This window comes from Flavobacterium sp., assembly GCF_027490375.1.
GTDB lineage: Bacteria > Bacteroidota > Bacteroidia > Flavobacteriales > Flavobacteriaceae > Flavobacterium.
On the sequence record NZ_JAIXYH010000027.1, the window covers coordinates 28,375 to 54,558 of the forward strand.

Annotated in this window: 27 protein-coding genes; 14 read left to right on the forward strand and 13 right to left on the reverse strand. The window is 40.2% G+C overall.

Annotated elements, in window-relative coordinates; all coding sequences use genetic code 11:
* The 8 genes from Q0064_RS03500 to Q0064_RS03535 all read right to left on the reverse strand — a co-directional run bounded on the left by Q0064_RS03500 (position 1) and on the right by Q0064_RS03535 (position 6,364).
* Entirely contained in the window at positions 1-369 is a 369-nt protein-coding gene (locus tag Q0064_RS03500) for a diacylglycerol kinase family protein (RefSeq protein ID WP_298144368.1), read from the reverse strand.
* 6 nt (positions 370-375) lie between these two features.
* The gene (gene tpx, locus Q0064_RS03505; protein ID WP_298144370.1) at positions 376-876 is read right to left on the reverse strand and encodes a thiol peroxidase; all 501 of its coding nucleotides are present in this window, start codon (positions 874-876) and stop codon (positions 376-378) included.
* Between the two features lie 146 nt (positions 877-1,022).
* A complete protein-coding gene (locus tag Q0064_RS03510) occupies positions 1,023-1,925 on the reverse strand; it encodes a histone deacetylase (protein ID WP_298144373.1) in 903 nt (300 codons plus the stop codon).
* A gap of 223 nt (positions 1,926-2,148) precedes the next feature.
* Positions 2,149-2,349, reverse strand: coding sequence for a hypothetical protein (locus tag Q0064_RS03515; protein WP_094485097.1), 201 nt, complete (start codon positions 2,347-2,349; stop codon positions 2,149-2,151).
* 244 nt (positions 2,350-2,593) lie between these two features.
* Positions 2,594-2,971 carry a DUF4258 domain-containing protein gene (locus Q0064_RS03520; protein WP_298144378.1) on the reverse strand — a complete coding sequence of 126 codons (378 nt, stop codon included), beginning with the start codon at positions 2,969-2,971 and terminating at the stop codon, positions 2,594-2,596.
* Positions 2,972-3,134: 163 nt separating this feature from the next.
* Positions 3,135-4,328: an alanine dehydrogenase gene (locus Q0064_RS03525; protein ID WP_094485099.1), complete on the reverse strand. Its 1,194-nt coding sequence runs from the start codon at positions 4,326-4,328 to the stop codon at positions 3,135-3,137.
* Between the two features lie 69 nt (positions 4,329-4,397).
* On the reverse strand, positions 4,398-4,808 hold the full coding sequence (tsaE, locus tag Q0064_RS03530; RefSeq protein ID WP_298144381.1) for a tRNA (adenosine(37)-N6)-threonylcarbamoyltransferase complex ATPase subunit type 1 TsaE: 411 nt from the start codon (positions 4,806-4,808) through the stop codon (positions 4,398-4,400).
* Positions 4,808-6,364: a bifunctional response regulator/alkaline phosphatase family protein gene (locus tag Q0064_RS03535; protein WP_298144384.1), complete on the reverse strand. Its 1,557-nt coding sequence runs from the start codon at positions 6,362-6,364 to the stop codon at positions 4,808-4,810. Before Q0064_RS03535 ends, tsaE begins: the two co-directional genes overlap by 1 nt.
* A 129-nt stretch (positions 6,365-6,493) precedes the next feature.
* Between Q0064_RS03535 and Q0064_RS03540 the strand changes: the two genes are divergently transcribed.
* Together Q0064_RS03540 and Q0064_RS03545 are read left to right on the forward strand one after the other, a co-directional pair.
* Positions 6,494-8,209 carry a DUF885 domain-containing protein gene (locus tag Q0064_RS03540; RefSeq protein ID WP_298144386.1) on the forward strand — a complete coding sequence of 572 codons (1,716 nt, stop codon included), beginning with the start codon at positions 6,494-6,496 and terminating at the stop codon, positions 8,207-8,209.
* Positions 8,210-8,232: 23 nt separating this feature from the next.
* Positions 8,233-8,688 (forward strand): hypothetical protein, encoded by a 456-nt coding sequence (locus tag Q0064_RS03545; RefSeq protein WP_298144389.1) that lies wholly within the window; start codon positions 8,233-8,235, stop codon positions 8,686-8,688.
* A 3-nt stretch (positions 8,689-8,691) separates the two neighbouring features.
* On the opposite strand, the gene Q0064_RS03550 is transcribed toward Q0064_RS03545, so the two are convergent.
* Positions 8,692-9,402 carry a hypothetical protein gene (locus tag Q0064_RS03550; protein WP_298144392.1) on the reverse strand — a complete coding sequence of 237 codons (711 nt, stop codon included), beginning with the start codon at positions 9,400-9,402 and terminating at the stop codon, positions 8,692-8,694.
* A 173-nt stretch (positions 9,403-9,575) separates the two neighbouring features.
* Positions 9,576-11,978 carry a phenylalanine--tRNA ligase subunit beta gene (gene pheT, locus Q0064_RS03555; protein WP_298144395.1) on the reverse strand — a complete coding sequence of 801 codons (2,403 nt, stop codon included), beginning with the start codon at positions 11,976-11,978 and terminating at the stop codon, positions 9,576-9,578.
* Positions 11,979-12,158: 180 nt separating this feature from the next.
* On the opposite strand from pheT, the gene Q0064_RS03560 reads away from it, so the two are divergent.
* The 7 genes from Q0064_RS03560 to Q0064_RS03590 all read left to right on the forward strand — a co-directional run bounded on the left by Q0064_RS03560 (position 12,159) and on the right by Q0064_RS03590 (position 16,735).
* Positions 12,159-12,374 carry a hypothetical protein gene (locus tag Q0064_RS03560; protein WP_298144397.1) on the forward strand — a complete coding sequence of 72 codons (216 nt, stop codon included), beginning with the start codon at positions 12,159-12,161 and terminating at the stop codon, positions 12,372-12,374.
* Positions 12,375-12,654: 280 nt separating this feature from the next.
* The gene (locus Q0064_RS03565; protein ID WP_298144399.1) at positions 12,655-13,362 is read left to right on the forward strand and encodes a hypothetical protein; all 708 of its coding nucleotides are present in this window, start codon (positions 12,655-12,657) and stop codon (positions 13,360-13,362) included.
* 131 nt (positions 13,363-13,493) lie between these two features.
* Positions 13,494-14,132: a hypothetical protein gene (locus Q0064_RS03570; RefSeq protein ID WP_298144402.1), complete on the forward strand. Its 639-nt coding sequence runs from the start codon at positions 13,494-13,496 to the stop codon at positions 14,130-14,132.
* A 177-nt stretch (positions 14,133-14,309) separates the two neighbouring features.
* A complete protein-coding gene (locus Q0064_RS03575; protein ID WP_298144405.1) occupies positions 14,310-15,245 on the forward strand; it encodes a DUF5677 domain-containing protein in 936 nt (311 codons plus the stop codon).
* A gap of 183 nt (positions 15,246-15,428) precedes the next feature.
* Entirely contained in the window at positions 15,429-15,776 is a 348-nt protein-coding gene (locus tag Q0064_RS03580) for a hypothetical protein (protein WP_298144407.1), read from the forward strand.
* 300 nt (positions 15,777-16,076) lie between these two features.
* Positions 16,077-16,232, forward strand: a complete 156-nt coding sequence (locus tag Q0064_RS03585) for a hypothetical protein (protein ID WP_298144409.1) — start codon at positions 16,077-16,079, stop codon at positions 16,230-16,232.
* 65 nt (positions 16,233-16,297) lie between these two features.
* Positions 16,298-16,735, forward strand: a complete 438-nt coding sequence (locus Q0064_RS03590; protein ID WP_298144412.1) for a UPF0158 family protein — start codon at positions 16,298-16,300, stop codon at positions 16,733-16,735.
* A 56-nt stretch (positions 16,736-16,791) separates the two neighbouring features.
* Here Q0064_RS03590 and Q0064_RS03595 read toward each other — a convergent pair whose 3' ends face one another.
* Positions 16,792-17,115, reverse strand: coding sequence for a hypothetical protein (locus Q0064_RS03595; RefSeq protein ID WP_298144414.1), 324 nt, complete (start codon positions 17,113-17,115; stop codon positions 16,792-16,794).
* Positions 17,116-17,618: 503 nt separating this feature from the next.
* Here Q0064_RS03595 and Q0064_RS03600 point away from each other — a divergent pair.
* Positions 17,619-17,984: a DUF1304 domain-containing protein gene (locus tag Q0064_RS03600; RefSeq protein ID WP_298144417.1), complete on the forward strand. Its 366-nt coding sequence runs from the start codon at positions 17,619-17,621 to the stop codon at positions 17,982-17,984.
* Between the two features lie 208 nt (positions 17,985-18,192).
* On the opposite strand, the gene recG is transcribed toward Q0064_RS03600, so the two are convergent.
* Entirely contained in the window at positions 18,193-20,316 is a 2,124-nt protein-coding gene (gene recG / locus Q0064_RS03605; protein WP_298144435.1) for an ATP-dependent DNA helicase RecG, read from the reverse strand.
* Positions 20,317-20,373: 57 nt separating this feature from the next.
* On the opposite strand from recG, the gene Q0064_RS03610 reads away from it, so the two are divergent.
* Positions 20,374-22,455, forward strand: a complete 2,082-nt coding sequence (locus Q0064_RS03610; RefSeq protein WP_298144420.1) for a M1 family metallopeptidase — start codon at positions 20,374-20,376, stop codon at positions 22,453-22,455.
* Positions 22,456-22,477: 22 nt separating this feature from the next.
* On the opposite strand, the gene Q0064_RS03615 is transcribed toward Q0064_RS03610, so the two are convergent.
* Positions 22,478-23,092: a chromophore lyase CpcT/CpeT gene (locus Q0064_RS03615; protein WP_298144423.1), complete on the reverse strand. Its 615-nt coding sequence runs from the start codon at positions 23,090-23,092 to the stop codon at positions 22,478-22,480.
* A gap of 118 nt (positions 23,093-23,210) precedes the next feature.
* On the opposite strand from Q0064_RS03615, the gene menA reads away from it, so the two are divergent.
* Genes menA through Q0064_RS03630 form a run of 3 tightly spaced genes read left to right on the forward strand, consistent with a single transcriptional unit; the run spans position 23,211 to position 26,019 of the window.
* Complete coding sequence (menA, locus tag Q0064_RS03620; RefSeq protein ID WP_298144427.1) at positions 23,211-24,155, forward strand: 1,4-dihydroxy-2-naphthoate octaprenyltransferase; 945 nt, start codon at positions 23,211-23,213, stop codon at positions 24,153-24,155.
* Position 24,156: 1 nt separating this feature from the next.
* Complete coding sequence (locus tag Q0064_RS03625) at positions 24,157-24,834, forward strand: metal-dependent hydrolase (protein WP_298144430.1); 678 nt, start codon at positions 24,157-24,159, stop codon at positions 24,832-24,834.
* Positions 24,835-26,019, forward strand: a complete 1,185-nt coding sequence (locus Q0064_RS03630; protein ID WP_298144432.1) for a hypothetical protein — start codon at positions 24,835-24,837, stop codon at positions 26,017-26,019.
* The last annotated feature ends 165 nt before the right edge of the window (positions 26,020-26,184 follow it).

A 26,184-nucleotide genomic window follows, 5' to 3' on the forward strand; every position in this document is an offset into this window, starting at 1 on the left:
TTATATAAAATACGGTAGATAAATGAGTAAGCCAACGGCAACTGCTGTAATAGCTGCAAAACAAACGGCTCCTGCGGCAATATCTTTTATGAAACCAATTTTTTTGTGATAATCCGGATGAATGAAATCGGCAATCTTTTCCACAGCAGTGTTTAAGCCTTCGATTCCTAAAACCAAACCGCAGGCCATTGTTTGCAACATCCATTCGGTGCGCGAAATGCCTACGTAAAATCCCAAAAATATCAATAAAAGGGTAAGCGAACTTTGAACCATAATGCTGTGCTCGGTGGTCACCAATTTATACGCGCCTTTTATCGCAAATTTGAAACTTTTTAAACGGCCGGTAACAAAACTGTGATCTGTCTTCATTGCCTCTTATTTCAAGCTGGCTAGGGCTTGCTCGTAATTCGGCTCGTTTGCGACCTCAGGAACTAATTCAGTATAAATAACTTTGCCATCAGTGTCAACAACAATTACCGAACGCGCATGTAAGCCTTTTAACGGACCAGAAACGAATTCCAAACCGTAATCTTTTCCAAATTGCCCCGCTCTAAAATCAGAAACAGCATACACGTTTTCAATACCTTCAGCGCCACAAAAACGTTTGATTGCAAAAGGTAAATCACGTGAAATACACAAAATAACTGTGTTTTCTACTTGCGCCGCTTCGTGATTAAACATGCGTACCGAGGTTGCGCAAGTAGGCGTATCGATACTTGGAAAAATATTTAAAATAACGCGCTTCCCGGCGTAATCCGACAAGTGGATCTCTGATAAATCGGTTTTAACTAAAGTAAAAGCTGGTGCTGCTGCGCCAATTTGTGGTAAATCACCCGAGGTTTGAACGGCGTTTCCGCCCAAAGTTACTGTAGACATGCTGTTTTAATTAAGTTTCCAAAATTAAATAAAAAGCCGTGTCTTTACCATCTTTAATACAAGCGATTTTCCAAAAAATAAACCTCAAGCGATTTTTCTGTTTTCCAGCAACGAGCAAGCGTGTTTTTTGCTGATGTAAGCCTTTGTTAATCAAACAAATCCATCGCTAAACGAAAGGTATTGCAATGCGCTTCAACAATTGTTTTTACCTCTGGCGAATATCCGCCGCCCAAAGCTACAGTTACCGGAATATTCCTTTTCTTAAGTTCTTGAAATACAATTAAATCGCGCGTTTTGCAATCTTCCATACTCACCTGTAATTTCCCAAATTTATCGGTTTCCAATATGTCTACTCCAGCTAAATAAAATGCAAAATCTGGCTGTACGTCATCGAGTAGTTTAGGCAGTGTTTCGTTTAAAATCGACAAATACGTGGCACCGGTGGTTCCGTTGGCTAAACCGACGTCTAAATCCGATTTTTCTTTATGAAACGGATAATTCGTAGCGCCGTGCATGCTAAAGGTAAATACCTGGTTATTATTTTCCATCAATTTTGCAGTTCCGTTTCCTTGGTGAACGTCTAAATCGATGATGATAATCTTCTTTCGTAAATCTTTATGCAACAAATAGTTAGCGGCTATCGCCATGTCGTTTAGCAAACAAAATCCTTCACCGCGTTCCGCAAAGGCATGATGCGTTCCGCCAGCAACATTTAAAGCCGCTCCGTGCGCAATCGCATGTACCGCTGCATCGATGGTTCCTTGAGTAATAATTAATTCTCGCAACGTAAGTTCGGGCGATTGTGGGAAACCAATTTTTCTTTGCTCCGAAGCACTCAATTCCTGATGAATCAGCTTGTCGTAATACGCCTTTTCATGCGTCCATAAAACCACCTCTTCCGAACACGGCAGCGGGCTAAAAAAGTGCGCCGCTGTACAAGTTCCCTCGTGCAGTAATTGCTGCGGAATAAGCTCGTATTTTAACATCGGAAACCGGTGATTCTCCGGCAAAGGATGAGCGTAAATCGGATCAAACGCAATTTTAATCATAACCTGAGTTCGATTTAAAAATTGAAGTCAGGAAACAGATAAATGGTTGATTACGAGGCAGATTTTTATTGGGATACTATAGTATCGCAAAAAAATCAAACGAAGTAAGCAGCCGTTAATCTGTTTAGCCTGGAAGTTGTTCATTTCGGTGGCAATTTGATTTCACAATCTTTTCATTTCAAGCGTTCTGACAAAGATTTTTAATCGAACTCAGGTTCATAGGCTAGGGAAGGCGTTCGCCGTACGAATTGTCGGTTTCCGGATTTCGCAATTGCGATTTTATTAAAACCTTGACATAATGACGGTTACGACGCTCTTTTTTCGAATTATCTCGCTTATTCACACGCTTATCGTGCACAATTTCATTCAAATCGTTTAAATCTTCCAGATCCGTCACGTCTTTTATCGATGTTCGCTTGGGCATACCGTAAATGCTGTTTCGTTCAAAAATACGGGATTTCAGTAGCCAAAAAACTACTTTAACAATCGTTCAAATACTTTTTATTTGAGGCCTTTTTTGGATTTGGGCGTGCCGGCGCAACTGTCTTAGCCAATACCGTAAGGGCGCCGTCGGGCTTTCCGCTGTATCCCCAATTGTCATTGGGGGATGTCGCTTCAATCCCTCACGCAAATAAGTGCACGAAAATACGTCGGCACGAAAAGGTACTTTACTTCAATTTAGTAAACGATTTTATCAGAACTTTTTCCGATCCGTTCACTACAGCAACTTCAATCGGTTCGTTTTGCTTGTTTCGACCTTCAACTATGTAGAGTTTTCCGCCCTGAGTAGGTTTGTTACTACGTCCAAAATCAACGTCGCCGTACGTCATAATTTTCCGAACATCTGCCGTATCAATTTTTAAAACTTGCATCTGCATACGAGCCGAATCGCTATAAACAGCTGGCTTACGACGAATGTCTTTCAAAACACGCGCATTCGGAAAATACGAACAACCCACATCTTTCCCGCCAATCATGTAATACACGAAAATGGCGCCGATGGTACATCCAAATAAATAATAGGCCAAACGTTGGTAAAACTTCATGCTGATATTTTTTGCAAAAATAGCTTAAATAAATACGTGCTTCGTGCTGCTTTTTGTACAATTTAACAACGCCCTTGCAAGGATTTCCGAGCAAGTAAAATAACTAGTAATCAATTAAATAAAATATTCAATATAGCTAATTTAATCAACTTACAATCAAATCTTAGAATACAATTAAATTAATGTCGCTGTACGCAAAACTAAACCAATCGGCAACGGTTTTATTTGTAAAAATTCCGTGATATAAATACACCCCGTGCTTCAATCCTTGATCGCAACGAATTGCCGCTTCAATACCGCCATCTTCGGCAATCTGAAGTAAATAGGGTGTAAGTATATTGCTAATCGATAACGATGCCGTTTTGCTATAGCGCGACGGAATATTGGGCACACAATAGTGAATAACATCGTACTTGACAAAAGTGGGTTTTTCGTGCGAAGTTATTTCCGAAGTCTCAAAACATCCACCGGTGTCTATGCTCACATCAACAATCACGGCCCCTTTTTTCATGTGTTCAACCATGGTTTCGGTAACAACAACCGGACAACGGTCTTTGCCGCGCATGGCTCCAATGGCAACATCCGTGCGGCGCAAAGCTTTTAAAAGTGCTTTAGGTTGTATGGTCGAGGTAAAAATCGGAACGTTTAAATTGTTTTGCAATCGGCGTAGTTTCGTAATCGAATTATCGAATACTTTCACATTTGCGCCTAAGCCTGTGGCCGTTTTTGCGGCAAATTCGCCCACCGTTCCGGCACCAATTATAACTACATCTGTTGGTGGAACGCCGGTAATATTGCCAAATAACAAACCTTTTCCTAATGTATCGTTAATCATTAATTCGGCGGCAATTAAAACCGAAGCTGTTCCGGCAATTTCGCTTAACGACTTAACTGCTGGGTACGAACCGTCGGAATCTTTAATGAATTCAAATGCTAGAGCCGTAATCTTTTTCTTTTGCAAGGCCTCGAAATGCTCTTTTCGACGCGTTTTTAACTGCACTGCCGAAATTAGTAAGCTATCGGGCTTCATCATTTCAATTTCCTCGATGCTTGGCGGTTCCACTTTTAAAATCATCGGACACGAAAACACTTTCTTGGTATCGTGCGTAATTTCCGCGCCAGCGTCCGAATATTCTTTATCGCTGTACGAAGAGTGCAAGCCAGCGCCCGCTTCCAATATAACGCGATGTCCGTGCGAAACCAACGAATTTACGGCATCAGGCGTCAAGCAAATCCGACGTTCTTGAAAACGCGTTTCCTTCGGAATTCCAATAAACAATTCGCTTTTTTGCTTGCTTATTTCGAGCTTTTCTTCTTGCGGAAGCAGCTGTTGGTGCGTAAATGGTGTAATCGACATAGTGCATTTGCTTAGGCCGCCCTAAATTAAACAATCCGATAGATGTTTTTAACGAATGTTTACATTTTTTTAATTCCTAATTTGAAGCTTCCGATCGCCATTCTCTAATAATTCAATCGAAATCAACGTATTGGAATTCGGAATTAAATTCGGCGTTTTATCCGGCCATTCAATAAAGCAGTATGATCCGCTGTAAAAATACTCTTCAATACCAAAATCAAGCGCTTCGGCTTCCGATTTTAAGCGATACAAATCGAAATGATACGCGGCAGCTCCGTTCGCAATCTCGTATTCATTTACAATAGAAAACGTCGGACTTCCTCCCACGCGACCGCCACCCAATTGAAAAACGAGTTCGCGAATCAAGGTAGTTTTTCCAACACCCATTTCGGCGTCAAAAAGTAAAATTCGATGCTGGGCGTTTGCCAGAATAAAGCTCGCCGCGGCAGGCAAATCGTCTAAAGCAAAAGTCAATTCCATTAATTTTTTGGGTTGAAAACGAGGAAAGGAACAATCATTTCTTCAAGCGAAATTCCGCCGTGCTGGTACGAATTCCGGTAGTAACTCACGTAATGATTGAAGTTATTCACATACGCTAAGAACAAATCGTTCTTTGCAAAAATGTATGAACTCGACATGTTAATCGTAGGCAAGCCAACAGATTTCGGATCTTTCACCACAAAAACATCCTTTTCTTCATACGTTAAACTTTTACCCGTTTTGTACCGCAAATTCAGCGACGTATTTTTATCGCCAATCACTTTCGAAGGATTCTTAACGTTTATTGTTCCGTGATCCGTAGTGATAATCAGTTTAAAACCAAGCTTTTGTGCTTGTTGAATGATTTCCAACAGCGGCGAGTTCTTGAACCAACTTTGAGTTAACGAACGGTAGGCTTTATCATCTCCGGCAAGTTCTTTAACCACGTCCATTTCGGTTTTTGCATGCGAAAGCATATCCACAAAGTTGTAAACAACCGTCACTAAATCGTGACCTTTTAAACTCTTAAAGCTGTCTACCAATTTCTTACCCGAAACTAAATTCGTAATCTTAAAATACTCTTGTTTAATATTCAAACCCAAACGACGAATTTGCTCAGTTAAGAACTCGGCTTCATACAAGTTTTTTCCTCCTTCATCAATATCGTTTTTCCAATATTGCGGAAATTGCTTTTCCATTTCTAGGGGAAGTAATCCACTAAAAATGGCGTTGCGCGCGTATTGCGTGGCTGTAGGTAAAATGGCGAAATACGGCACTTCTTTCTCCAATTTGTAATGATTTCCGACGGTCGATTCAAAGGCTTTCCATTGGTCGTATCGCAAATTATCAATCACCACAAACAAAATAGGTGCTTCTTTCTTTTTGATTTCCGGAACAACTAATTCGCGAAACAAGGTATGCGATAAAACCGGACGGGCCGCTTTGGGTTGCATCCATTCGGCGTAATTGCGCTCAATAAACTTTCCGAATTGCGAATTGGCTTCTGCTTTCTGCGATTCCAAAATTTGAATCATCGCCTGATCTTCAATATTTTCCAACTCCAATTCCCAGAAAAGTAACTTCTTATACAGGTCGGTCCAATCTTCAAACGTATTTACCTGCATGAGTTCCATAGAAATTTTTCGGAACTCTTTCTGATAATCGAGTGTAGCTTTTTCAGAAATGAGACGCGAGTGATCTAAATTCTTTTTCAAACTCAATAAAATCTGATTCGGATTTACAGGTTTGATTAAATAATCGGCGATTTTTGAGCCAATTGCTTCTTCCATGATATACTCTTCTTCACTTTTGGTAATCATGATTACAGGCACTGCCGATTTCTTTTCTTTCATCTCAGCGAGCGTTTCTAGACCATTCATACCGGGCATGTTTTCATCCAAAAAAACGATGTCAAAATCGCCACTTTCAAAGAGATCAACGGCGTCTCTACCGTTGTTGCAGGTGGTTACCTGATAGTTCTTTTTTTCTAAAAACATGATGTGAGGTTTAAGAAGATCGATCTCGTCGTCAACCCATAAAATTTTGATAGCACTCATACGCTCAATTTTTGTTGCAAGATAAAAGTAAGGATGTCATACTTTCTTAAAACTATAATAAAGCTCAAAAAGTATGCACGTAAGTATTTCATTTAAATTTGATAAATTTACAAGAACAAACATTTTTTCATGCGCAAATATCTGCTACTTTTTTCAGCATTACTATTGGTTTCGTGTTTAAAAGATCGTCCGGGCGATACCGAATTTGATTCCTACAAAAACAGTTTTATTGATGCCTATTGGAAGTTAAATCCGGAAGCTGCTGTGGCGAACGGAAATCATGCTTACGACAGTTTACTGGTGGTTCCGAACGCCGAATCTCGAGCTAAAATGCTTGAATTCGTTGAAAATCAACGTGAAAAACTTCAAGATTTCGACCCCGACGATTTGAGTACTTTGAATAAAATCGACTGCGAATTGCTCAAAAATCTGTTGGCACAAATCGAATTTTCTGTGAAAGAACTCAAGTCTTGGCAATGGAATCCGGCCGAATACAACGCCTGCGGACAGTTTTCGGAAATTCTCACCAAAGTCGATGCAAAAAACACCAAGAAAGTAAACGAACTCGCGTATCGCTTGCAGTTTGTTCCTGAGTATTATGCCTCGGCGCGAGAAAATTTGAAACAAGTTACCAAAGAGCATCTGGAATTAGCTATTGCGCAAAACGACGCGGCTAAGTCGGTATTTACAACTGATTTGCCGCAGCTTTTCAAAAATTCGACACTCTCCAAAAATCAAAAAGATAAAAACCTAAAAGCGTGTGAAGCCGCTGCCAAAGCCGTTACAGCCTATGTGAAATTTTTAGAAGGCAAACGCAACGGACCTTTCAGAAGCTTTCGTCTAGGAACCGATTTGTATGCCAAGAAATTCGATTTGGAAATTAATTCAACGTTTTCATCTAAAGAAATTTACGAGCGTGCACTTAAACATAAGGATTCATTGCATGCGCGCATGTATGACCTTGCAAAAGAGCTTTGGCCAAAGTACATGAAAAGCGAAGTAATGCCAACCGATAAACTTTTGGCCATTCGAAAAGTTATCGATGTACTTTCGCTCGATCATGTAAAACCAGAAGAATTTCAATCGGCTATTGAGAAGCAAATTCCAGAATTAGAACGATTTGTTCGCGAAAAGCAGCTCATTTATATCGACTCTACCAAACCGCTGGTTGTGCGCAAAGAGCCGGCGTATATGGCAGGTGTGGCTGGCGCATCGATTTCATCGCCGGGTCCGTACGATATTGAAGGAAATACGTATTACAACGTCGGAAGTTTATCTGGTTGGGATGCTGCCCGAGCCGAATCATACTTGCGTGAATACAACAATTACACCTTGCAAATTTTGAATATTCACGAGGCAATTCCAGGCCACTATGCGCAGTTGGTGTATAGTAATCAATCGAAAAGTTTGGTTAAATCACTTTTTGGAAACGGTGCCATGATCGAAGGCTGGGCTGTTTACACCGAATTGATGATGCTAGAAAACGGCTACAAAGCCACGCCAGAAATGTGGTTAATGTATTACAAATGGAATTTACGCAGCACGTGCAATACAATAATCGACGTGGGAATTCACACCAAAAATTGGTCGGAAAAACAAGTAATCGATTTGCTTACGCGTGAAGCTTTTCAACAAACCGCCGAAGCTGAAGGCAAATGGAAACGCGCCACTTTGTCGCAAGTACAATTGTGCAGCTACTACACCGGTTTCTCGGATATCGTTGATTTACGGGCAGCGTATCGCAAGAAAATGGGAGATAAATTCAATCTAAAACAATTCCACGAACAGTTTTTGTCGTACGGAAGTGCGCCCGTGCCGTTGATTCGTACAGCAATGTTGGAGTAGGAGCGACCCTTAAAAAAATGATCATGAAAAAAGTACTTCTAGTTTTCATTATTTGCTTGTCGCAGCGTAGCTTGTCGCAATTGGTGAGCAGTTTTAGCGCCTACGAAGCGCAAGGCAACAAAGTGAGCGAACTCGACGCACGCTACAAAAGTGCACTTCATACCAATCTCGATTTAGCGGTGTTTAAGACAGAAGATGAGCAACGCTTTTTTACGGAAGCTTATCAAAATATGCTGGCCGAGTTCGGTTCGTTTTTAGCCAAATCTGATTTCAGCTGGGAGCAACAAACCCGCGGTTTCAATCGGATCTACTTCAATGAAAACGGTACCGTTGATTATTTTTTATTCGATTTCAAAAATCTAGACGCAAAAAAAGCAGCTACCTTTCAGCAACTGCTTTCTGAATTTTTGAAAACGTATAATTTTCCGATTAAATCAAAAGTGAAATTCGCTCAATGCTCACCTGTGGTTTACAAGTAAAGTTTACTCTTCGCGGTAATCCGAATTCCAAACCACCGAACTCAAATTTTGTTTGTTCATAAATAGGCAATATCCCGCAACGGCAATAACCGATTTAAACATGAACAAAAACAAGATGAAACCGGCCATAGGAACCGTTTCTCCCAGTCTCGAAATCGGCGCGCAAAGTGTTAGTAAAATCGACACAACTACGCAAGTAATCAAGAATGTATTCAAATTTCGAAGCGGAAAGGCTTGTATTTTACGAGCAGCGCTTAAATCGGTGCCCCATTTGTCGATAAGGTAGTACAAACCGTCGCCGATGTACGTAAACAACAACGGATCGTCGTAGCTTTTCAACTTAAACGATTTTGCCGGCGCCAAGATAAAAAACGAGCTAATTGTAGTGTCGTGTTCTTTCTCTAGCGCACGAACTTTTGTAATGGTATCTTCCGGAATTCCGCTAATGAAAAGTGAAGAAGGCAAAAAGCGTAAACGGTACGAAAGCGCCAATTCGCGAATAGACTCCAAACTATAAACGCGCGATAAATCTAATTTTTCTTGCTTAAAAAGTGTTTGATATTTGCGATCTGAGTTTTCGATACGCGCTTTAATGTCGGCGCGTTCGCGATCTAAGTTCTCAAAAATCGTACGGATCGTATTTTCAACATGCAAGGCTTCCTTCTTGCGAAGGTCTTTCAAGGATTTTTCTAAATCGACAACAGGCATTTTCATATACTCAAAAGTTTTTATAAAAATAGCGAAGTAAATGAAGCTGTTGAAATAAACAGATGTTAAAGTGTTGGCGTTTAGTTGGCTAGCTTTTTTAACTACTTTTCCATGAAAAATTGAAAAAGCAGCATCCGCTCAGCGAAACTTTGCCTTAAAAAACAGCCGTTACAGCACGATTAGCGCAACGTAGCCTCGAATTGCTTCGCGAAAACGTCGGTTAATTTCGACATTACTTTGTCAATCTGACTGTCAGTCAACGTTTTATCCTTGTCCTGCAAAACAAAGCTCAATGCGTACGATTTTTTGCCGGCAGGTAAATTTTCGCCTACGTAAACGTCGAATAAGTCAACCGACTTCAACAAACTTTTCTCGGTTTGTTTAGCGGCCTGGGCCAAGTCGTTAAAAGAAACCGACTCGTCGAGCAGCAATGCCAAATCGCGACTCACTTCCGGGAATTTCGGAATTTCGGTAATCTTTAACTTAGTAGTAACGCGCTTGCAAACAGCTTCCCAATCGAGTTCGGCGTAAAAAACCGCTTGTTTGATGCCGTGCTTTTTCAACGATGCTCCGTGAACCAAGCCAATGCTAGCTAACGCACCTTCGCGATCGAACAAACGCAATCCTTCGCTAATCGATTCCGAACTGAAACTCTCATTGTCGTAGCGATCAATTCCTAAGCGTTTGAGAATATTGGTTACAATGGCTTTCAATTCGTAAAACGAGGTCGGTTGTGCCGGAGTAATCCAGTTTTCGCCGTATCGATTTCCGGTAATTACCAAGGTTAGTTTTTTGGCTTCGTGGTATGCACCGTTGTTGGTGTGATATACTTTTCCGAACTCGAAAAACTTCAAATCTTTGTTTTTGCGATTGCTGTTGTAGGCAACGGCTTCCAAAGCCGAATCGAGCATATTAGTGCGCAATACAGCTAAATCCGAACTAAGCGGATTCAACAATTTTACAGCATCTTCCGAAGCATATTCCGGCGATGTCAACGAATTGGCCATCATCTCATAGAAACCGTTCGCAGCCAATTGCGTGGCAATGCTGTTTTCCAATTTAAACGATTCCGTTCTTGGCGAATTCGCTACAGTAGCGTTCAATTTCTTAGAAAACTGAATGTTGTTGTATCCGTACACGCGAAGAATCTCTTCGATAACGTCTATTTCACGCTGAACATCAACACGATACGGCGGAATCAACAATCCCAAACCGGTATCGGTTACGCTATTAATTTTGATATCTAGCGAAGCAAGTATTTTCTTAATTGTATCGGCAGGAATTTGCTGTCCGATGATTTTCTGTGCTTTCTGTAAGTTTAAAAAGACGGTAAACGGCTCTATTTTCTTGGGATGAATGTCGATGATATCCGATGTAATTTCGCCTCCAGCCACTTCTTGAATCAATAAGGCGGCACGTTTCAACGCATACTCTGTGATGTTCGGATCGATTCCGCGTTCAAATCTAAACGAGGCATCGGTGCTCAAACCGTGTCTTTTTGCCGTCTTGCGAACCGAAACCGGATTAAAATACGCGCTTTCCAAGAAAATACTTGTGGTTTCGTTCGATACACCCGAATTTTTTCCACCAAAAACGCCTGCCAAGCAAAGCGGATTTTGCGCATCGGCAATTACCAAATCGTCTTCATGCAACTCGCGTTCTTGATCGTCGAGTGTGAGTAATTTCTCGCCAGCTGTGGCCGTTCGCACGTTTATTTTCTGACCGTTTATCTTCGCGGTATCGAAGGCGTGCAGCGGTTGTCCGAGTTCGTGCAACACGTAGTTCGTAACGTCTACCACGTTATTTTTCGGCGTTAAGCCAATGGCTTTCAGTTTGTTTTGCAGCCAAGTAGGTGAGTCTTTTACGGTTACGCCCGAAATGGTAACGCCGCAATAGCGAGGCACCAGTTTGCTGTCGGCTACTTTTACATCAATTTTGAGTGTGCGTTTGTCGACGCGGAAGCTTGAAATCGATGGCGTTTGCAATTCCGGAACGCTCGACTTTTGGAGCAAGCCGGCACGTAAATCGCGTGCTACGCCAAGGTGCGACATGGCATCGGCACGGTTTGGTGTTAAGCCGATTTCGAAAATAAAATCGCTTTCAATATTGTAAATGGCGGCGAGTGCGGTTCCGGGTTCGAGTTTGCTGTCGAGCACTAAAATCCCGTCGTGACTGCTGCCGAGACCAATTTCGTCCTCGGCGCAAATCATACCAAAGCTTTCAACGTCTCTAATTTTTCCTTTTTTAATGGTAATCGATTCGCCGCTGTGCGTATGCAAAACCGCGCCGATAGTGGCTACAGGAACTTTTTGTCCGGCGGCAACATTGGCGGCACCGCACACAATTTGTAGCGGAGTAGCTTCACCAACGTCAACAGTAGTTACTTTCAAGCGGTCGGCATTGGGGTGTTTTTCGCAGGTAAGTACATGTCCCACAACCACGCCTTTCAGTCCGCCTTTAACCGATTCAAAAGCTTCTACGCTTTCCACTTCAAGACCTAAATCGGTGAGCACTACGGCGAGTTCGTCCGGATTTTGGTCGGTTTTCAAAAATTGTTTCAGCCAATTGTAGGAAATTCTCATAGCAATAAAAAATCTGCGCAAATATAGTCACCTAATTTCAAACACGACTTGCGAAATGGGCTTGGAATGAAAAAAAATAGCGGACACAACGCGGCAAAAAGGGCAGGCTAGGACAGGGGTTTGCAACACCCACCTGCGACGCATTCATTTTCAAATCCTTGAAATTAAAGAACGTGTTACATGATTCGTATTTTTCTGGGCACATCCTGCCACGAGAATAGGGTGGAAGTGCTTGTGCGCGGCAGGTCGGGCTTTTCACTTCAAGGCGCAACACGAAACGGCGTTTCAGCTACGGTTTTTGCACAGCTTCTTGCAGTCGCTGCACCAAAACCAGCTTCAATCGCAGTTTCGCGTTACGGCTTTCCGTTGCAATCCCTTGTGCAAGGAAGTGCGTAAAACGTATCGTTGCAAAAAAACGTGCGTTAGTAAAAAATACCTATAAGTAGGTAGTTTTGGTAGCGGAGAAACGCGTAAATTAGCAAAGGAGAAAAAAGAACAATTTTTTAATAACCAAGACAAAAGGCGAAACAAGGGTTCAATTAAACAGATTCAAAATACGCATAAATTTATTGGTGCAATTTGCTGTGATTAAATACTTTAAGCTTGTTTTTGAAAATTGGAAAAAGGGAAGGGATTTTGCCGGTTGTTGAGTTAGCGGTAATACTAGAACGAAACTATGTACAACATAAATCAATTTATAGACGAACGAAATTTAGAATTATGGAATTCCTTAAATTCTAAATTTAATATTAAAATTGAGCAGTCTAAAAATCGAGAGTATTCGTGTTTTACTCAGAATAATGATGCAATTCTATATGTTGACGAAAACAATATCTGCAAGGATTCATTTACTCACGAATTACTTCATATACATTTAAAGGACAAAGAATTTTATATAGGTTCGTCTTTAAAACTTACGATAGCACAAAGTAGAATTTTGAGTAGAATGTTTTCTGAAGCATTAATCGAACACATTGGAAATTGTCTCGACCATTTGAAAATGTTTGAGATGTACAAAAACTTGGGGTTTAGACAAGAAAAATTCCTTTTAGATTTTTATGATTATAAATGCACAGAATTTGAGATTAACAACTTGAGTAGAAACTATAAAATTGGAAACAAAATAAACACTAATTCTGTAGATTTTTACATCGGAAAACTTGTAGCTATTTTGTGTGACCCAAACATTGAAAATGACTATCAAAAACCTTTGACAATATTCAAAAAACTAGACGCTCAATTACATTCAATTGTAGAAAAGTTAGTTGAAGATACTAAATCTTATAATTTAAATAATGATGACATTTTTGTTTCATACAGAGATATTTCTAACGACTTCTACTCAAATTTAATAACGTGGATTAGAAACAATAAAATAACATAAGTACTACCGCTAACAGCAGTTTGGCAAAATGGCAGGTTCAGTGCTAAAATCAACGGCAGTTCTTCGATTGAACATTTCTGCTTCGATTTCCGCCACTTCGCCAATCTTCAAAACATTAGCAGCAACTTTAGATGGACTACACATACAAAGACAGCGAAATAGTATTCGCACGACATATTAAAGCAAATCCACCTCACAAAATATGGTGGGACTTTACGACAATTATTTTCGATTACAGCGACTTCTATTTTCAAATCGAGTGTGCTTCTGAAATTGCTGACACTCAAAACAAATCTGACGAAGCCATTATTGGACAATTTACAAAACATTTAGAACCTTATTCTCCGGGACAACACACTAAACTTGTTTGCCAAGACAAAAAAGTAGAAAAACTTTATATTGCAAGAGTATTTTTATACTTCACGACATTTAAAGAATATTCCAAAACTGAACAATTTCTCAATCAAGTAAAACAAAAAGTAAAAACATTTTTGACAGGAAAGAAAGACCCATTTGGCGATGTTCTTTCTAAGACACTTTGCGGTTGTGAAGAAATTACTTGCCATCCAAAATCAGACGAGGTTAAAAATGTTGACCCAAAATATTCAAACCTAATTGATTGCGGACTTTTAGTCCAAATTGACGGAAAATGTTTAAAGGCATTCGTAGAAAGTAATGGGCTTGGATTTCATGTATGGGATGACAAATATTTTCATAACATTGACGAATTAAAAGAATTAGCTGGAAGGTATGAATTTATCAAGGTGTGAAGTAAAAGCTGCTTCTAACACGAGTTTTGCGTCAGGCGGGCAGAGTTGTCCCATTGGGATAGCTTTGTGCTTCTATTCAAGTTCTGTTCTGGTTGACAGTTTTGTGCTCCGAAACCCGCTTATTCGCCAATCGCCAACACGTTAGTGACCATGCTAAAAAAACAGACTATTTCAAATATGAGCTTTGAATTACCGAAAGAAAGACAAATTGATGAAACCGAACATTTTAGAATGTTTTCGAAGGATATTGATTATTTGACCGATTTTTTTAGTGGTTTATCTGACCTAATATTTTTTAATGGACGCATTATTTCATTTTTTTCCAATGTTGAACATTACTCTTTAAGTACTGAATTAATTGAAAGCTCTGCACAAACGTTAAAAAGTATAAAACTTTGTTGTTCCATTGGTAGCTTTTCAGATGCAAACACATTAATCAGGAAGTTAAGAGACGACTTAATTCAGTATGTATATATACTTAACATTATAGGCTTAAGGAAACCATTCCTTGAAGAAAGTATCAAAGATTTGAATATTGATAACCCAGATGAATTTGTAAATTCATTTTTAAATCTGCAATTCAATGATTCACTTACGGATGACGAAAAGGCGTTAACAGCTTGGTTTAAAAATTCAGTTTCGAAGTTGCAAAGACCCGTCAGAAAGAAACTCGAATTTGAAAATTATATGAAAGTTCTAAAACAGAATGAAAATATACATCAAATACTTACCGAATATAATCTTCAGGAGTATTGGGAAACTTTAAGGAAAAGGCTAAATAACTATGTACATAATAACGGCACTCAATTTTCGAGGCATAATATCATTTCAGCAAATGATAAAAACTTAGAGACGCATTTAAAGAACATAAGTATCAGAACAACATATATTTCATCCTTTTTCTTGATCTTGCTTCTTATGGTTGAATCTTCATTAATTTCATCAACTGACTATATTGACCATCTAGAATGTGAAATGCAACCACCCGAAGACAGCCAATATTTTGTTGCGAGCTTTGTACAGGATTTTATTGACAAAAAAGTTTCAAAGCTTCATCCAGAACTTAAACAATATCTAAAAGACAATAATATTAACGGAATGAAAATAGAATGAAAGCACAGCCACTAACAGCCGTTTTGCAAAAGCGGGGGTTTCGTGCTTCTATGACAGTGAAGTGCTAAATTCAATTTTTGTGCCTCTAATGAAGTTTTGTGCTGAAAATCCCCGCCTTCGCAATTTGAAAAAAAGTTAGCCGTCAGTTTAGCGCAACGTAGAAAAATATACCTAAAAATTTAAATGGACATTAATGAAATGGACGTAAATTCAGATAATCAAGAAAGAGAACTTGAAGAGCAACTGAAAAAGCTACCAAAAGAAAAATGGAAAATCTGGAGATTAATTGCTGTTGGAATCATCATGCCTTTTGTTGGTCCATATATTCCAATGAAAAGAGGAACTTTAGCTGAAAGAATGGGTTATAGTGATGCTGCATTATTATTTGGAGCTATTTTATTAGTTGTTATACCTATTGGTTGTTATATGCATTTTCAGAAAATCAATAATCAAATATTTGAAGCTGAATGTGACCTAGATAATCTAAAGAGAAGAAATAAACAGAAAATTGAAAACGAAATAAAAGAATAGAAAAAAACCGAACGGCTAACACACCTAACCGTCGCACAACATCCTTTCTGTTCAAAAGCGTTGCTTTGCACAGCAAAAACGACATCAAATTAGCCATTTAAAGAAGTTGTTGTATGAAGCTCGTGGTGCGTTATATTTCGAAAGGCTTAAAACCCTTCTTTTAAGTCGGTGAATTGCCGTTTTAGAAGAAGCGCGTTGTTTCGCTGTTTTTTTTGATGCAACAACAACGCTCCGCGATCACCAACTACCACAAAACACAAAACGCTAACTACATTCATAAAAACAACCGCCAGAATAAACATGCCATTTGACCCTACAAAATCGGTTGCCATTATTGAGATTATGGAAGATTACATTTCAAGAGTTCGACCTGAACCTGAAATTAGGTATCAACTTGACCTTGGTTATGAGATCGTTGGTCAGTCGGTTACTGTCAATGAAATTAGTGCTGCTTAGGATAATCCAAATGAAATGCGAATGTTTTAAAGGCTAATCAAAAGGCTTTTTTTTAAATTTGACTAATGAATAAGAACCACATCACAGCTGACAACATTAAAGAAATTGCGGAGAATCTTGATTGCGGCTTGCGCGCGTTTATTCACAAGACAAGCGGGCAATTACTTTTTGTACCGGACGAGGATAGTTTCGGAGATATTGACGTTGACGCATGGGGCGATGAAAATGAAGAACTAGAGAATAACCCTGAAGACTACCACGAAATTGAAAAATGGAGCTCACGCGAAGCGTTTCAAGTGATGCGCAAATTTGCCGAGCAAGTTCCAGACAGTAATCTACAAACTCGCCTATTCGATGCGTTGGATAAAAATAAACCTTTTAGAGCATTTGGATATGTCATAGACAACTCCGAATACAGGCAGAAGTGGTTCGAATTCCAAAACAAATCGCAACAGGAATTTGTGGCAAGCGAGTTAAACCGAATATTCTCAGCAGACGAATAAAAAGAGTTGCAGCATCTAAAATAACTTCGGTTTGACAATTTAGGGCGGAAGAGTTATCATAAAATTTCATCACGGACAGGAAGAAAGCCTTTTTCACCCAATGATTTTATAACACTTCTTAGCAGATAACTGTTGTCAAATTTCAAAACATACTTTCGTGTGCCTTCTTTTTCTGGTACGAGCATTTTTTTATCAATTAATTTTCTGATTTGCCTCGACACTTCCGCGTCAGCCTTGCCGCCAAAAAATTCTTTGACATCAGCTGCTTGGATAACTTGCACATCAACAGCTTTTTTCAAAATCTTTGATTCTAAATTAGTAATGTATTTTCTTTCTAAAGAATGACCAATTACAAAATCAAGAATTAACAGCGCGACCACTTATGTAATTGTTTATCAATATATTGCGTATGTGTTGTGTGTTCAAACAATTAACAATCAGTAAATCAACATTTGAATTCTCTCTCTTACATAATTGTACTACTCTCTTACGGATAATAATTGAAGAAAGTTCGAACGAAAAGTATCCCATTAACCAAAACTCATAACCAAATCTCAACCACTTATTTTAGATGCACTTTCCCCGCGTTAGGGGTTGCAGCGGAGATCTTATTTTTTGATCCGCTTCGCGGACAGAAAATACCCCGATGGCTATCGGGGGGAGCGAAAAACCCGACGGCGCCTGATTTGTTTCTTTGGCACTGAGGAGCCGGAACGCCCAAATAAAAAAAATTATCTTAGTTTCTAGATGCGCGAAGCAATTAATTGTTTTAGAATTAAATACAGATATTTGACTACATTCAAAAGTTGCTTTTTCAGCTTGATTGCCAAATAATTTTAACACATTTGCGTTTGTCAAATAGGAAACTACTAGAGATTAAAAAATGAACATAATTACAAAAATCTTAATCGGAATAATTGCTCTTGAACATTTGTATATCCTTTATTTTGAAATGTTTGCATGGGAAACCATCGGTAAGAGAACGTTTAGGTCGTTGCCCGGAGATTTATTTAAGCCTACCAAAGCATTAGCAGCAAATCAGGGCTTGTACAACGGATTTTTGTCGGCCGGATTACTGTGGTCGATACTAATCTCGGATACAGTTTGGTCGAAAAACATAGCGCTCTTTTTCTTAATTTGTGTGTCGGTTGCCGGTATTTACGGCGCATTCAGTGCCAGTAGAAAAATCTTTTTTGTTCAGGCATTACCGGCCATAGTCGCAATTTTATGTTTGTTGCTCTTAAATTAGTGACGTTCGATCGACGATTTTTTTTGTTACATCGCTTGAAATGAATTTTTTACAGTATTTCTAGGAAATTCTCGTTTGCTCTTTTAACGTTAACATACCTCATAAACCAACGTTAACTATTTAAATAAAAAAACAGAAATTCTTGTAATTGATTTCAAATCTGTTTTATTGAATATCAGGCAGTAAAAAGCGACATTAAATCCCGCCGCTACGAAATAAAATTCCACAGGTTTTTATCCTGCATTAGTCGGCCTAAATGTTGACGCGTGCTTTCGTGTTCCGGCAAAACCAATCCCGGATCGGTTTGGAGTAGGCGCGTGGCAAAAATGCGTGCCTGTTGTAATACCGCTTTATCTTTAACTAAATCGGCTATTTTTAAGGCCAAGACACCACTTTGCTGCGTGCCCATTAAATCGCCCGGACCACGCAATTCCAAATCAACTTCCGCAATTTCAAAGCCGTCGTTGGTGCGAACCATCGTTTCCATACGCTTTTTGGCTTCTTTCGACAACTTATTGCCGGTCATCAGAATACAGAAACTCTGTTCGGCACCGCGACCCACACGTCCGCGTAATTGATGCAATTGTGAGAGTCCGAATCGCTCGGCATTTTCGATAACCATTACGCTGGCATTCGGTACATTAACACCAACTTCAATCACCGTGGTGGCAACCATAATTTGGGTTTGCTTTTCGATAAAGCGCTTCATTTCAAAGTCTTTTTCGGCGGGTTTCATTTGTCCGTGCACAATCGAAATGGCGTAATCCGGCAACGGAAACTCCCGACTCAGCGTATCAACTCCTTCCATCAAATCTTTTAAATCGAGTTTTTCCGATTCGCGAATCAACGGATACACTACGTAAATCTGCCGTCCTTTCGCAATTTCGCTACGCATGAAATGGTACAAATTGCCTCGTGCCGACTCAAATTTATGCAGCGTTTGGATGGGTTTTCTTCCGGGCGGCAGTTCATCGATTACCGAAACGTCGAGATCGCCGTAAAGCGACATCGCCAAAGTGCGCGGAATAGGAGTGGCGGTCATTACCAAAACATGTGGCGGAACAACGCTTTTCTGCCACAGTTTTGAACGTTGTGCCACGCCAAATCGGTGTTGCTCGTCGATTATCGCCAACCCCAACTGTTTGAACTGTACCGTATCTTCGATAAGTGCATGCGTGCCAATGAGCATATCCAACGAACCGTCGAGCAGCATCTCGTGAATTTCCTGGCGCTGCGCTTTTTTGGTCGAGCCGGTTAACAGCCGTATATTCAAGCCTGCAGGTTTCGCCAATTCGGTTAAACCAGAAAAATGCTGATTTGCTAGAATTTCGGTTGGCGCCATCAAGCACGATTGAAAGCCGTTGTCTTTGGCTAAAATCATGCACAACAAAGCCACTATGGTTTTTCCGCTGCCTACATCGCCTTGCAACAGTCGGTTCATTTGCGCACCTGTTGCCATGTCTTTGCGAATTTCTTTAACCACACGTTTTTGCGCATTCGTTAACTCAAAGGGCAAATGATTGTGGTAAAACGTATTGAAATTTTCACCAACCGAATTAAAAACGTAACCCTTAATACGTTGTTTTTGGACTATATTTTTCGTGATAAGCTGCAATTGAACAAAGAAAAGCTCTTCGAATTTCAATCGACTTTCAGCTTTCGTTAATTGATCGGGCGACTTTGGAAAGTGCATCGCAACCATCGCTTCGCTTTTCGAAACCAATCGCAATTCTTTTCGAATTTCCAGCGGCAAATTCTCTTCAAACGGTTGGTTTGCCATTGAAAAGGCATGTTCTAAAGCTTTGGAAAAAATCCGATTGCTGATGCCGCGGTTGTTCAATTTTTCGGTACTCGGATATACAGCTTGCAAGCCCGATTTTAAACCTATTTTGTGTTCTTCCAACGATTCGATTTCGGGATGCGGCATCGAATACGTATTGTTGAAATATTGCAAGCGTCCGAAAATTACCATTGGTTTTCCGGGAATTAGCTTTTCAATGAGGTACTTATATCCTTGAAACCAAACCAATTCCATAACGCCTGTTGCATCGGCAAACGTGGCTACCAAGCGTTTTCTGTTTTTTCCAAACGGAACTTCTTTTATACTGGTAATTTGACCAATAATTTGTACTTCGGCAAGCGATTGTTGTAGCTCGTTAATCTTGTAATAACGCGTGCGATCGAGGTAGCGGTTCGGAAAAAAATACAATAAATCTTGAACCGTTGCTATTCCCAATTCTTGACGAATAACAACAGCGCGCTGTGGGCCAACGCCTTTTAGAAACTCGATGGATAATTGTAGTAAATCGGCTTGCATCAAAAGCGAAGATATATTTTTTCGCTTGTACTCGGATGCGGTTTTTCCGTAATATTTTTCGAACTTTCCCACATGAAAAAGTTGCTAATTTTCCTTGTGCTGAGTTGTTTTAGTTTTTCTGCGAAAGCGCAATCGCAAATCGATTTCCTTTCCGCAAAAGCCACACTGCAATTCGACTTTGAAAAACAATCGGTTTTTGGTTCGGTTTCCTATAAAATTAAGGTTTTAAAACCTATGGATACCTTGAAAATTGACGCCAAATCGATGCAGTTTTCCGATGTGCTCCTGAACAAGAAAGTTGCCGTATTCCAAAGCTCCAAAAAAGCACTTCTCTTACCTGGAACATTCAAACCTGGTACGTATCATTTACAATTCAATTATTCGGCAACGCCGCGTCAGGCTCTGTACTTCACGAATATCAATAATCAGCAGCAAATTTTCTCTCAAGGACAAGGGAAATATACGAGTCACTGGTTTCCAAGTCCAGACGACCAACGGGATAAACTCACGTTCGACGTTTCGTTCATCTGCGAAAGCGGAAAAACAGTTATTAGCAACGGCGCACTAAAATCGAAAACCAATGTAGCTGGAAAAACGCAATGGAATTACGGTTTTAAAAAACCAATTAGCGCCTATTTATTTGCGGTTGCTGTGGGCGATTTTGCTAAAATAGACGTACCTGCCATTAACAAAACGAAACGCGAGCTTTATGTAAAAAGTAGCGAAACTCATTTAGCGGAAAGTACGTACCAACATCATAGCGAGATATTTACGTTTTTGGAGCGGAAAATAGGTTTGCCGTATCCTTGGGAAATTTACCGACAAGTTCCGTTAGAAGATTTCTTGTATGCGGGTATGGAAAACAATACGTGTACGTTTTTTGCACAAGATTATGTAACCGATGCTGTTGGCGCGCACGACAAACCGTATGCCAATGTGCATGCTCACGAATTGGCGCATCATTGGTTTGGCAATTTGGTTACTGCCGAAAATCCGGAAGATCACTGGCTTTACGAAGCATTTGCTACGTATTACGCCCTGTTGGCAGAGCGCGAATTGTTTGGCGATACGTACTTTTCGTTTGCTTTGTTAGAATCGGCGCGCGATATAGCTGCATTTCACAAAAAGAAACCGGAAGCTGTAGTGAGTACAGGAGCTAGTTCGCTAACGTATTATCAAAAAGGCGCTTGGTGTTTGTTCTATTTGAATCGGCTTTTGGGTGATGAAACGTTTGATAAGATTGTGAATGCGTATTTAAAAACCTATGCATACAAGACGGCAACAACTGCAAATTTCTTGGATTTGGTTAAGAAGAATTCGAAAATCGATGTTTTAAATTTCGAGAAGAACTGGTTGCGTAATCCGAATTTCGATACAGCCGAAGCATTGAATACGCTCAAGAAATTTAGTCCAGACATTCGTCAATATTTGGAAACTTCGGCCATCGTTAACGGAAAAGATATTTCAACTGAAGCTTTACGTAATGTGTATAAGTCGTCAAATATCAGTGAAATACGTAGAGAAGTTTTACTGCAAGCCGACAAGCTAAATGAAACAGATCGTTACGAGTTAATCAAGCTAGGTATTGTGGATATCGATTGGGAAAATAGGCAATTGGCTTTGGCTTTAACGGATTCGATTGCGAAAGGCGATTGCGCTTTATTTGCAAAAACTTTGGCTGATTCGTCGTACGTAACGAGAGAAATTGCTTTGAAGAAATTATACCTGTATTGTCCGGAGCAGCGAATGGCGTATTTGGATGCTTTGAAAGATCAAAACGGTTTGCACGATTACAACGTTCGCATTTTTTGGCTGACATTGGCTTTGAAGTCGAAGTCGGGCAGTAGTGAAATGCAGCTTAAATATTACGACGAGTTGTTGCGTTACGCGGGCGAAGATCAGCCAACCGAACGCCGACAAAACGCATTTACGGCGCTCTTCTTTTTAGATGCGTCGGATAAGGCAACATTGCGTTTATTGCCTACAGGTTTGTCGAATCATCGTTGGCAGTTTGTAAAGTTTTGTCGAGATAAGATTCGCGAATTGCTGCAGCAAGAAAAATACAGGCTGTTTTTCGAGTCGGAATTACCAAATTATAGTCCGCGTGTAAGCGCTGAGCTCAAGCGATTGTTGGAGGAGAAGAAGACAAATTAAATTGCTTGTTTGTACAAATTAGCTAATTCACCTTCAAAAACTCATATCCACCTTTTTCAGCGCCCCAAACTTGCTTTCCAGCGGCGTCAAATCCTTGGTCCCAAGACAAAATACTGTTTTTAGTTACGGTAACTTTTGATGTTGCATACGAGGCGCCGCGCAGTTCACTTGGGCACGATTTTTCGCCAGTGGATCCGCGAAAGGTATTCTTCGAAACGCGTTCTAACACTACTTCGCAACCGCTTTTTAACTCTAAATCGGCTTCACTTAACGCATCAAAAAGAGTCGGATCTGTATATTTTCCAATCCACGCTTTTTCGTCTTTCAAAGTGTAAATTTCACTTACAATCTTCCCATCGGGGCGTTCCGAGAGTTTATAAATTCGAACGCGATACGGTTTGTCTTGTTTTGAAGCCATGGCTTGTTCTACATACAAAAAAGCGCCCTTCGATTTCCAAATAGGCGTCATGCGTAGTGAAATATTGAAATACGTACTGTCTTTTTTCGACTGTAATTCAGAAGTATAATGTCCTTGCATGATTTCCACCAAGTTTTTAAATGCTTTCGAAGGCTTTTGGCTTTGCGCGGAAAGGAAACCACTACTCAATAAAACAAGGAATACCAATACTCTTTTCATAATCTAGAAATTTTGCCAAAGATAAGCAGAGGAAATAATTCTGAAAGATAAATTGATCGTAACAAAACACAATTGCATTTTTACTTTGTAAGTTTGTAGCAACTAACTTTTCCTGTACATGAAACATTGGATCGAAGCAGCACGAGTACGAACTTTACCGCTGTCTGTTTCCGGAATAATCCTAGGAAGCTTTTACGCCATTTCACACGCAACGTTTAATTGGTGGATTGTAACTTTTGCTCTTACAACTACCTTAGGTTTACAAATCCTGTCAAACTTTGCCAACGATTACGGCGACGGTGTAAAAGGCACCGACAATCAAGACAGAATCGGACCTCAACGCGCCATTCAAAGTGGTGTTATTTCGCCAGCGGAGATGAAACGCGCCATGGTAATTACATCTGTTCTTACTTTTTTCTCTGCCGTAACGCTAATTTATTTTTCGTTTAAAGATCGCTACCTCTGGTTTAGTCTCGTGTTTTTGATCTTAGGCGGACTAGCCATCGCATCAGCTATTCGTTACACTGTTGGTTCATCAGCCTACGGATATCGCGGTCTGGGCGATGTTTTTGTCTTCATTTTTTTCGGCTGGGTGAGTACAATTGGTATTCATTTTATGTTTGTGAAAGAACTCGACGCCCAACTTTTCCTGCCGGCAACCGCCATAGGTTTTTTAAGCGTTGCCGTTTTAAATCTCAACAACTTACGCGATCAAATTTCTGATGCAGCGGCCGGTAAACGAACTTTAATTGTAAAACTTGGTGCTAGTTTCGGACGTAAGTATCACTATTTTCTAGTTTTATCGTCGCTAATTCTCGTTTTAGTATTTGCATATTTACAAGAGTTTCAAGTAGATCAGTACTTGTTTTTACTCGCCTACATTCCACTGCTTTTACATTTAAAACGATTCTCAGCCATTTCAAAACCAGCCGATTACGATCCGGAGCTAAAAAAAGTAGCTCTATCCACATTTGCACTTTCAGTTTTATTGGCACTCTCGCTAATTTTCTTCTTCCAAGACATCTTTATTCAAATCTTTAAATCTATTTCAAACGCTTTATAATATGAAAATTACGTACTTAGGACATGCATCGCTTGCCATTGAGGTTAATGGTGTTTCCATTTTGGTCGATCCGTTTATTAGTCCAAATCCTTTGGCAGCACACATCGATATCAACGCATTGAAAGCAGATTTCATTTTACTGACGCATGCACACGGCGATCACGTGGCTGATGTTGAGGCTATCGCAACACGTACACAGGCAACCATCGTATCGAATTTTGAAATTGCCGATTATTACGGTAAGAAAGGCTTAAATCACCATCCGATGAATCACGGCGGAAGCTGGAAATTTCCGTTTGGAACCGTGAAATATGTAAATGCAATTCACTCTAGTGCGTTTCCCGATGGTACCTACGGCGGAAATCCTGGAGGATTTGTCATTGAAGCGGCTGGAAAAAGCATTTACATTTCGGGCGATACAGCGTTGACGTTCGATATGAAATTAATTCCGCTTCGAACTAAACTCGATTTGGCAGTATTTCCGATCGGTAACAACTTTACGATGGATGTAGCCGATGCGTCTATTGCAGCCGACTTTGTAGAATGCAACAAGGTGTTGGGCATACATTTTGATACATTCGGATATATAACCATCGATCACGAAGCAGCAAAGCAACATTTTGCCGAAAAAGGTAAAGAGTTAATCTTGCTTCCAATTGGCGATTCAATCGAGATTTAAATGAAAAAAATACTGTTCGCTTGTTTACTTTTTACTGGAGCTGGCTTTGGGCAAAATGCTACGGGATTTTGGGACAAAGACCGTTCGTTTACCAAAGAAATTAAGTTAAAAGCAGGCGACAGGCAGGTGGTGGCAGTTACTGATTTTCCGACCGGAACTACCGAATTTGTTTACCGAATCACCGTTCTCGACGAAAATCAGCAACTGTCTAACAACCTTTTTTCTCTATTAAAATCAATTCCCGATCCGAGCGGAATCAGCCAGGGAGCAGCGGGCGGCGTTTTTCTGCTCTCAAAAGTGAGTGGAAGCGATAAATGCCGTTATGCGCTGTTTGGCGATGCTGCCGATGCCGACAAATTTCAGAAAACGGGCACTTTAAAAAACGCTTGCTACTCAGTAACCGACGCACTTTCAAAAGATGCGGGTCGCTTGTTTGGCAAGAACTTTTCCTGTACAGCCAAAAAATTATATATCGGTGTTGAAAGCGACAATTGGTTGTTTTCGCAAAAAATTGTTTTGGAAGTTGTGCCTTGGGTCGATGCTCGTAAAAGTAGCGGTTGGACAGCAGCGCGCAAAAAAGAGATCATCGCTCTTGCAAAACAAGGAGGAGTTGCCAATAAAATGTTACAGACTAACGAGTTCTGCAGCTGTATTTTAGAAAAAATTTCGGCGCAGTACACCTATGAACAGTACACCGAATTGCTCGCCGAAGAGAAAATGCGTTTGTACAGCAAGTCGGGAAGTTTGTGTTTGTCGCAAAAAGAAAGTAACGCCGGAATTCTCGCCGCAATTCGCAAAGATGTTCAGCAATATATTGACAAAGAGCAATTTGAAAAATCTGTGAGTTTGCTGGAAACAACCATTTTCGAATACAAGTTGCAAAAAACCGAAGATGTTAACAGTCTGGCACGTGCGTTTATTTTTTCCAAGCAATTCGACAATGCACTTCAGATTTTCGCGGCTAATCCGAGCCTAAGCAATGTAGAAACTAAAATACTTCATGGGCACGCACTTTTGCTGACAGGCGAGAAGCAAGAAGCAGTGGATAAATACAAATCGGTTATTACGCAGCAAGTCAGTTCAAAAATCAGCGCGCGTAAACTTATCGAATCCGATTTCGCGCAATTCGCAAAATGGAAAGAAATAGACACCAATTTTGAGCGTATTTTAAGCAAGCTCGATTAATTCAGCGGCCTAACTGCAGTACTTTCTCATTTTTTCATTTCGTTTTTTTGGGCGCGCCGGCAAACGAGTCGTCGCTGCGCAAAAGAAGTTCACGCCGTCACGTGTTCCGCTTTATCTTTTTTGCCAAATCAATAATGGAAGTACCGAACCGCAAAAAAGGATACC